Genomic DNA, 7,288 nt, shown 5'->3' with positions numbered 1-7,288 from the left:
AACATAACTTTATCCTTGGGCCGCCTGCGTTTTTTTTTTATAACACCCCGCCCCACCCGGCGCGGGGGCGGGCCCCGGGGCGGTCCCCCACCCCGGGGGGGGGGTGGGTGGTTGGGCCCCCCCCCCCCGCCTGTCCATAAAGGACAGTGTGTCAGGCCAGTTCGGGCAGGTGGATGTCGGCGACGTGGACGTCGACGGCCGCGACGTCGAGGCCGAGGAACTGCTCGACCGAGTCGACCACGTTGATCCGGATCTGCTCGGCGACGGCCTTGACCGCGTGCCCGAACTCGACGATCACCGAGATCTTGATCGTGGCGACGTCACCTTCGAGCTCGACCGAGATACCGTCCTCGGCGAGTTCGTGCACGCCTTCGGCCTTACGGGCCACCACGTTCACGATCTTGACGACCACGCCGTCGCCGACGGTGGTGGCGCCGCGGGCGCCTGCGGCGGGGCGGGCCTCGGCGGGCGCTTCGGCCGGCGCTTCGGTGACAGCTTCCTCGGCGACTGGCTCCTCGGCGACCGCCTCGTCGGCAGCGGCTTCCTCGGTCTCGGCGACCGCGGGAGCGTCGGTGACCTCGGCTTCTTCGCTGGTGTCGCCCGCTTCGTCAGCGACAGCGTCATCCGCGACGGCTTCGTCAGTCTCCTCGGCGACCGCTTCGTCGGTGGCGGCTTCGTCCGGCTCTTCGCCGGTCAGTTCGGCGCTGTCTTCGTCAGCAACGGCGTCCTCGTCGTCAGCCGCGACCGCTTCGGCTACCTCGGCGGCATCTTCGTCCGCGACCGCTTCGTCGGTCACGTCCTCATCGGCGGCGTCTTCGTCGGCCACGGCTTCGTCGGTGTCTTCCGCGCTGTCCTCGTCGGCCGTCTCGGCGACGGCTTCGTCTTCGGTGTCTTCGTCGGCTTCGGCGTCGTCGGCCTCGGCGATGTCGACGGTGTCCACTTCGGCGGTCCCGGCCTCGGCCGCGTCGCCGGCGGGTTCCGTCGTCTCGGCCTCGATCGCTTCGGGCGCAACGGTTTCCGGCTCGGCGGCGACGGGTGCGTACTGCTCGGGGGTCTCGGTCTTGGCGCGGCCGAAGATGCTGTTCATGACATCAGACATGATGATGGGTTCCCCTTTTCGGGAGCGACGACTACGGGGGGTTGCGAGGAGACGGCGCCATACTAGGGCCAGGCCGATGAATCCGATCACTGACCCCCAACTCTGAGATTTCCTTGTGTCCCAACCATGTTCCGCTTGAGACCGAAGGACGCGGACCTGCCGACGCCGAATCGACGCACCATGTTCGCCCGGAGTTCAACGTGCCACTCCGGGGTTGGCCGAGGCGTGCGGAGACCCGTCACCCCGACCCGGCACCGCGAAGATTAGCCGATCCGCGCGCCGCTGGGGAGCCTTGAAAGATCTGACCACTTATTGGCATAAAAGGAGTCGTGAGCGTTGCGGGCGGTTATTGCCCGGAAACCCAAACGTGGCGTCGTGAGTGGTACGGCCGGTTCTAACCGGTCTAAACACTCACGACCCCTGGTCTCGCGTGGCCAGGCCGTGGGCGAGGGGTTCCACCGCTGCACCGAACGCAGCAGGGGAACCCTCGTTCAAGAGCGAAAGGGCAAGCGCGAGTGGTAACTCTGCTCCGTTGGACGCAGCAGAGTCACCACTCGCGACCTGTCCGAGCCTCGCGACGTGACGGCCCCGCCGGCCTGCCCGGAGCACGCCACATTTGCCCTTCCCCTCAATAGAACCGCCCGCAACACTCACGACCTTTAAGGGCGCAGCAGGTATCCGGCGGTCCGCCGACGGGCGGCGGCGTTGTCCGGCCGGGGATCGAAGACCGCGTCGAGCAGGACCAGTACCTCGTCTCGGGCCGCCCGGGTGCGCATGATCCTTTTCCACAGCCAGAGATTCAGCGCGTGGCGGCGCGGCGAGGTGTTCGCCAGTCTGAGCACGTTGGCGACGTTGCGGCGGACCTTGTCGGGAAGCCCATGCAGATCGGAGTGCTGTTCGAGCAGGATCTCCGGGAGCACGTCCAGGCCGTGCTCGGTCATGAAGTCGAAGTCCGTCCGCCACGCCGCCGCGCCCAGGTAGTCGACCATCCGGCACCAGCCGCGCAGGAACGTCAGTTCGATCGCGGCGTACGGGGCCGGGTCGATGTCGGCGATCGCGGTGACGACGACGTCGAGGCAGGTCTTGTGCGCCTTCCAGAGCGCGATCCGGATCGGCTCGGTGTCTGCCGTGGCTCGCGCGGTCTTCACCAGCGCGAAGTACTCCGCCCAGTGCTCGACGCTGCGGACCAACTCGGCGGGCACCACGCCCGCGTGGACGTATCCGAACCGGGACGGCGCCGGGGCGTCGGCGATCTCGAGCGGTGACACCACCCCGGCCTGGACCGCGCCGAGCCACGGGACCAAGCTCAATGTGTAGTTGCCGTAGGCCCACGGCGCGTCGGGGTCGATGCGGCCGTCGGTGCTGGTCGTCGCGCCGAGGCGGTCGGTGCGGCACTGCCACTGCAGCTGGAACGTCCACGCCCAGAGCGGGTTGAGCCGGTTGTCGGCGCCGAAGCGGCCGCCGTCGTTGGTGGCGTCGATCAGCGTCCGGTAGGCCGCCATCCGGTGCTCGAACCGGTACGGGTCGAACCGGTCGGTCAGGTCGTCCACCGTGGTCCAGACCTTGTAGAGGTCGAGTGCGGCCAGCTCGTCCGGGTGACTTCTGGTCATCCGTCGAATGTAGCGGAAACGGCGGATAATCGTTTGCGATGCGCTTATGCGCACCATGCCCATCAGGGCCCGATCGAATCTTCATCCCTTCTTCATGGGCTTATGTCAAGCTGTGAAAAAGGGCCCTGTCCAGCAGGACAAATTCTCTTCCCTTTGTTGACAATGCGCTGAAAATCGGTTGATCCTGTTGGTCCTCCCTGCGTGTCACGACAGGGCTCAACGAGGAGCCGCCCGTGCGTTCTAAAATCCTGTCTTGGCTGGCCGCGATCGCGGTCGCCCTACCAGTGACCGTCTCCGCGCCCGCTCAAGCGGCGCCACCGTCACAGCTGCCGCTGACCGTCACGAACAACTCGAACCGGTCCGACCAGGTCTACCTCTACGTGCTCGGCGGATACAACGGCAGGCTCGGCTACGTCAACGCCGCCGGTCAGTTCACCGCGTGGCCCGGCGGTGCCAATCCGCCGAGTCCGGCCCCCGATGCCTCGATCCCCGGTCCCGCCGGTGGCGGTTCGCGGACGCTCAACATCCCGCTCAACCTCTCCAGCGGACGGCTGTACATGTCGTTCGGCGAGAAGCTGAAGTTCTTCCTCACTCCGGACGGGCTGGTCCAGCCGGCGCCGTGGAACCCCAGCGACCCGAACCGGAACATCCTGTTCGACTGGAGCGAGTTCACGTACAACGACGGCGGCCTGTGGCTGAACTCCTCGCAGGTGGACATGTTCGCCGTGCCGCACGCCGTCGAGGTCACCAACACCGGGGGCACCACCAAGCGAACAGGTGAGCTCAAGGCCGGAGGCCGCAACAACTTCTTCTCCGCGCTGCGCGGCCAGCCCGGCGACTGGGCCAAGCTGATCCAGACCCGCGGCGACGGCACCGTCCTGCGTGCGCTGGCACCCCGGCTGGGCATCGAATCGGGCCTGTTCGGCAACACGTACTTCGACAGTTACACCACCGAGGTGTGGAACACCTACAAGAACACCACGCTGACCGTCGTGCCGATCAGGGAGAACCCGGCCATCAAGTTCTTCGGTCGCACCGACTCGGCCGGGGTCATGCAGTTCACCAACACCGCGGGCGCGCGGGTGGCGTCCGTCCAGCGGCCGTCGACCAGGGACGTCTTCGGCTGCGCCGGCAAGCTCGGCGCGCCCAACAGCGACACCGGGCTGATCACGCGGTCGCTGTGCGCCGCGCTGCACCGTTCCACGCTCGGCTACCTGCACACCCAGCCGACCTACGACGCGGCCGAGTTCTACACGCGCACCATCACCGACCACTACTCACGCAAGATCCACGCGCAGATGGTGGACGGCAAGGCGTACGGCTTCGCGTTCGACGACGTCGGCAACTTCGAGTCGCTCGTGCACGACCCCAACCCGCGCTCCGCGCGCGTCGTCCTCACGCCGTTCTGATCACGGCAGCGGGGGCCGCACCCGGCCCCCGCTGTACCGGCGCTGGTGCAACTCGGCGATCCTCGCGCCGAGCTCGGGGTCATCGTCGTCGGTGATGTCGAACGACATGAACTTGTCCACCAGCGGCAACCCCGCCCGGTCGGTCTTCAGGTGCGCGGGATGGACGAGGTACTCCCAGTACCCCGCGAGGTCCCTGAGCACGAAGACGGCGCCCCACTCGTACTCGCTGTCATAGTCGCGGCCGACGACGAACGACACCACCGCCGGTATCGAGCGGCCCTGCTCGCGCAGCCCTTCGAGTGCGTACTCGAGCTGCTCCGGGGTGGTGCCGGACTTCATCGTGAACCGGGTGCCGTGGTAGATCACCGTGTCTCCTTTCCGCAGGTCGGAACCCAAGATCGCAGCGCGGGCACCAGGTTCGCGTCGGCAGGAATCGCCTAACGTGGTGCCCATGCGACTTCTCGGCAGGCAGGACGATGTCCGGCGGCTCGATCAGCTCGTCGGCGACGCCCGCAAAGGCGACGGGGGCGCGCTGGTCGTACGCGGCGAACCGGGCATCGGCAAGAGCGCGCTGCTGGGGCATGTGCGTGAGGCGGAGGGGTTCTGGGTCATCGAGGCCTCCGGCGCGGAGTTCGAGACCGAGCTGCCGTTCGCCGCGCTGCATCAGCTGTGCGTGCCGCTGCTGGGTCACCTCGGCGAGCTGTCGGCCAGGCATGGCGACGCGCTCGAGGTCGCGTTCGGGCTGAAGACCGGGACGCCGGATCTCTTCCGCATCGGGCTCGCCACCTTGGAACTGCTGACGTCCGCGACCAAACGAAGCCCGGTGCTGTGCCTGATCGACGACGCGCAGTGGCTCGACGACGCGTCGGCGAAGGCGCTGACCTTCCTCGCCAGGCGGCTCGCGTCGGAGCCCGTCGCGATGATCTTCGCGACCCGCGCGAGCACCGGGCTCGCGGAACTGCCGGACCTGGTGCTCGAAGGTCTGCGTGACGCCGACGCGAAAGCCCTGCTGGCGGCCGAAAACGGCGATCCGGTCGACAACCAGGTGCGCGACCGGATCTTGGCGGAGGCCCGTGGCAACCCGCTGGCGCTGCTGGAACTGCCGAGGGTCGGCGGCTTCGCGGCGGCGGACACGTCGTCGGTGCCGAACCGGATCGAGCGCAGTTTCCAGGCCAGGCTGGCGGAGCTGCCCGAGGACGCGCGGTTGCTGCTGACCCTCGCGAGCGCGGACCCGACCGGCGATCCGAGACTGCTGTGGCCCACCGCGCAACGGCTGGGCATCGAGGTGACCGCCGCGTCGTCGGCCGCGGAAGCGTCCGAGCTGATCGAATTCTCGACGCGCGTGCGGTTCTGTCATCCGCTGGCGCGCTCGGCCGTCTACCGGGCCGCCGAGCCAAGCCTGAGGCGTCGCGTGCACCTCGCGCTCGCGGAGGTCACCGATCAGAACATCGACCCGGATCGGCGGGTCTGGCACCGCGCGCAGGGCAACGCCGGGCCCGATGACGACATCGCCGTCGAGCTGGAGAACTCGGCGTCGCGCGCACGGGCACGCGGCGGTGTCGCGGCTGCGGCGGCGTTTCTCGAACGCGCGGCCGCGTTGTCGCTCGACCCGGTCAAACGGACCGAGCGCACACTCGCCGCGGCGCAGGCCAAGCTCGACGCGGGCGCGACCGACGCGGCGGCCGAGCTGCTCACCTCCGCCGAGGCAGGCGCGCTCGACGAGCGCACGCACGCGAAGGTCGACCTGCTGCGCGGCAGGCTCGGCTTCATCCGGCACGCGCACAGCGACGGCGCGGCCTCCATGCTGAGCGCCGCGCGCAGGCTGGCCCCGCTCGACGCGGCACAGTCGCGCGACTACTTCCTCGACGCGCTGGAGATGGGCTTGCTCGTCGGCAGGGCGGCCGGGGTGATGGACACCGTGGTGACGCAAGCGCGCTCCGCGCCGCCCGCGCCGGAGCCGCCGGACATCCTCGACGCGCTGATCCTGCTGACCACCGACGGCTATCAGGCCGCGGTCCCGTTGCTGCGCGGTGTTCTCGACGACAGTGCCCAGTGGACGCGGCGACCGGCATTGGCGACCACGATCGCCGCCGATCTCTGGGACGCCGACGCCCACGCCGAGATCAGCGCGTGGCTGGTCGAATCGGGCCGAAACGGCGGCTCACCGCATGTGCTGCGGCTCGGGCTCGCGCAGGTGGCGTGCGCGGCCGTGAACACCGGCGAGTTCGGCCAGTCGATGTCCGCGATCGCGGAGGAGGAGGCGGTCGCCGACGCGCTCGGCGTGCCGACCGTGCTCTATCCGCAGGTGCACCTCGCCGCGATGCGGGGGCGTCGCGAGGAGCTGCTCGAACTCACCGAGAAGGCGGCCGCGCTGGCGTCCACAATGGACCTGGGCATGATGCTCGCGAACGTCCACTGGGCCACGGCCGTGCTCGGCAACGGGCTCGCCGACTACCGCGCGGCGCTGACCGCGGCCCAGCAGGCCACCGCGCCCGGCGACCTCTATCTCTCCGGAGTCGCGCTGCCCGAGCTGGTCGAGGCGGCCATGCGGTGCGGCGAGCAGGCCGCCGCGGAGTCGGCGCTCGCGACGCTGACCGAACGCACGAGACCCACCGGAACGCCGTGGGCCCTCGGCGTCACGGCCTACACGCGGGCGCTGGTCACCGGCGACGAAGCCGATTACCGCGAAGCCATCGACCGGCTTAACGCGAGTCAAGCGCGCATCTACCTGGCTCGCGCGCATTTGCTGTTCGGGGAATGGCTGCGCCGCGCCGGAAGGCGCCGCGACGCCCGCGAGCACCTGCGCACCGCGCACGAGCAGCTGTCCGGCATCGGCATGGTGGCGTTCGCGCGCCGCGCCGCCGAGGAGCTGCGAGCCACCGGGGAAGTCGCCCGCGCCCGTTCCGCCGGCACCTATGACCAGCTCACCATGCAGGAGGTGCACATCGCGCGGCTGGTCGCCACGGGTGCGACGTCGAAGGAGGTCGCGGCCAGGCTGTTCTTGAGTCCGCGCACGGTCGACGCCCACCTGCGCAACATCTTCCGCAAGCTCGGGATCACCTCGCGCAGGCAGCTGCGGGACCTGCCCGACCTCGGTTGACCAGGGGTGGGGGGGGGGGTGGTGGGGCGGGGAGGGGAGGGGGACCTACCACTCCACGCACCGGCGCGCC

At 69.2% G+C, this 7,288-nt stretch carries 5 protein-coding genes; 2 read left to right on the top strand and 3 right to left on the bottom strand.

All coding sequences use genetic code 11. The annotated features are described in order from the left end of the window. Positions 1-151: 151 nt before the first annotated feature. Entirely contained in the window at positions 152-1,099 is a 948-nt protein-coding gene (locus ACFV15_RS06565; RefSeq protein WP_378349135.1) for an Asp23/Gls24 family envelope stress response protein, read from the bottom strand. 659 nt (positions 1,100-1,758) lie between these two features. After that, positions 1,759-2,709: a Leg1-related protein gene (locus ACFV15_RS06560; RefSeq protein WP_378349134.1), complete on the bottom strand. Its 951-nt coding sequence runs from the start codon at positions 2,707-2,709 to the stop codon at positions 1,759-1,761. 233 nt (positions 2,710-2,942) lie between these two features. On the opposite strand from ACFV15_RS06560, the gene ACFV15_RS06555 reads away from it, so the two are divergent. Next, complete coding sequence (locus ACFV15_RS06555) at positions 2,943-4,118, top strand: beta-1,3-glucanase family protein (protein WP_378349133.1); 1,176 nt, start codon at positions 2,943-2,945, stop codon at positions 4,116-4,118. On the opposite strand, the gene ACFV15_RS06550 is transcribed toward ACFV15_RS06555, so the two are convergent. Continuing rightward, the gene (locus tag ACFV15_RS06550) at positions 4,119-4,484 is read right to left on the bottom strand and encodes a Dabb family protein (RefSeq protein ID WP_378349132.1); all 366 of its coding nucleotides are present in this window, start codon (positions 4,482-4,484) and stop codon (positions 4,119-4,121) included. It abuts the gene before it with no gap. 85 nt (positions 4,485-4,569) lie between these two features. Between ACFV15_RS06550 and ACFV15_RS06545 the strand changes: the two genes are divergently transcribed. After that, the gene (locus tag ACFV15_RS06545) at positions 4,570-7,218 is read left to right on the top strand and encodes an AAA family ATPase (protein WP_378349131.1); all 2,649 of its coding nucleotides are present in this window, start codon (positions 4,570-4,572) and stop codon (positions 7,216-7,218) included. The last annotated feature ends 70 nt before the right edge of the window (positions 7,219-7,288 follow it).

The sequence above is a fragment of the Amycolatopsis sp. NPDC059657 genome (assembly GCF_042734395.1).
In the GTDB taxonomy this organism is placed as follows: domain Bacteria; phylum Actinomycetota; class Actinomycetes; order Mycobacteriales; family Pseudonocardiaceae; genus Amycolatopsis.
Note: the sequence above shows the minus strand (reverse complement) of the source record. Positions and strands in the feature narration are given on the sequence as shown.

What these genes read in the sequence shown, in the direction of transcription:
- ACFV15_RS06545 (WP_378349131.1), top strand. Translation starts at nt 4,570, where the DNA reads ATGCGACTTCTCGGCAGGCAGGACGATGTCCGGCGGCTCGATCAGCTC.
- ACFV15_RS06565 (WP_378349135.1), bottom strand. Translation starts at nt 1,099, where the DNA reads ATGTCTGATGTCATGAACAGCATCTTCGGCCGCGCCAAGACCGAGACC.
- ACFV15_RS06560 (WP_378349134.1), bottom strand. Translation starts at nt 2,709, where the DNA reads ATGACCAGAAGTCACCCGGACGAGCTGGCCGCACTCGACCTCTACAAG.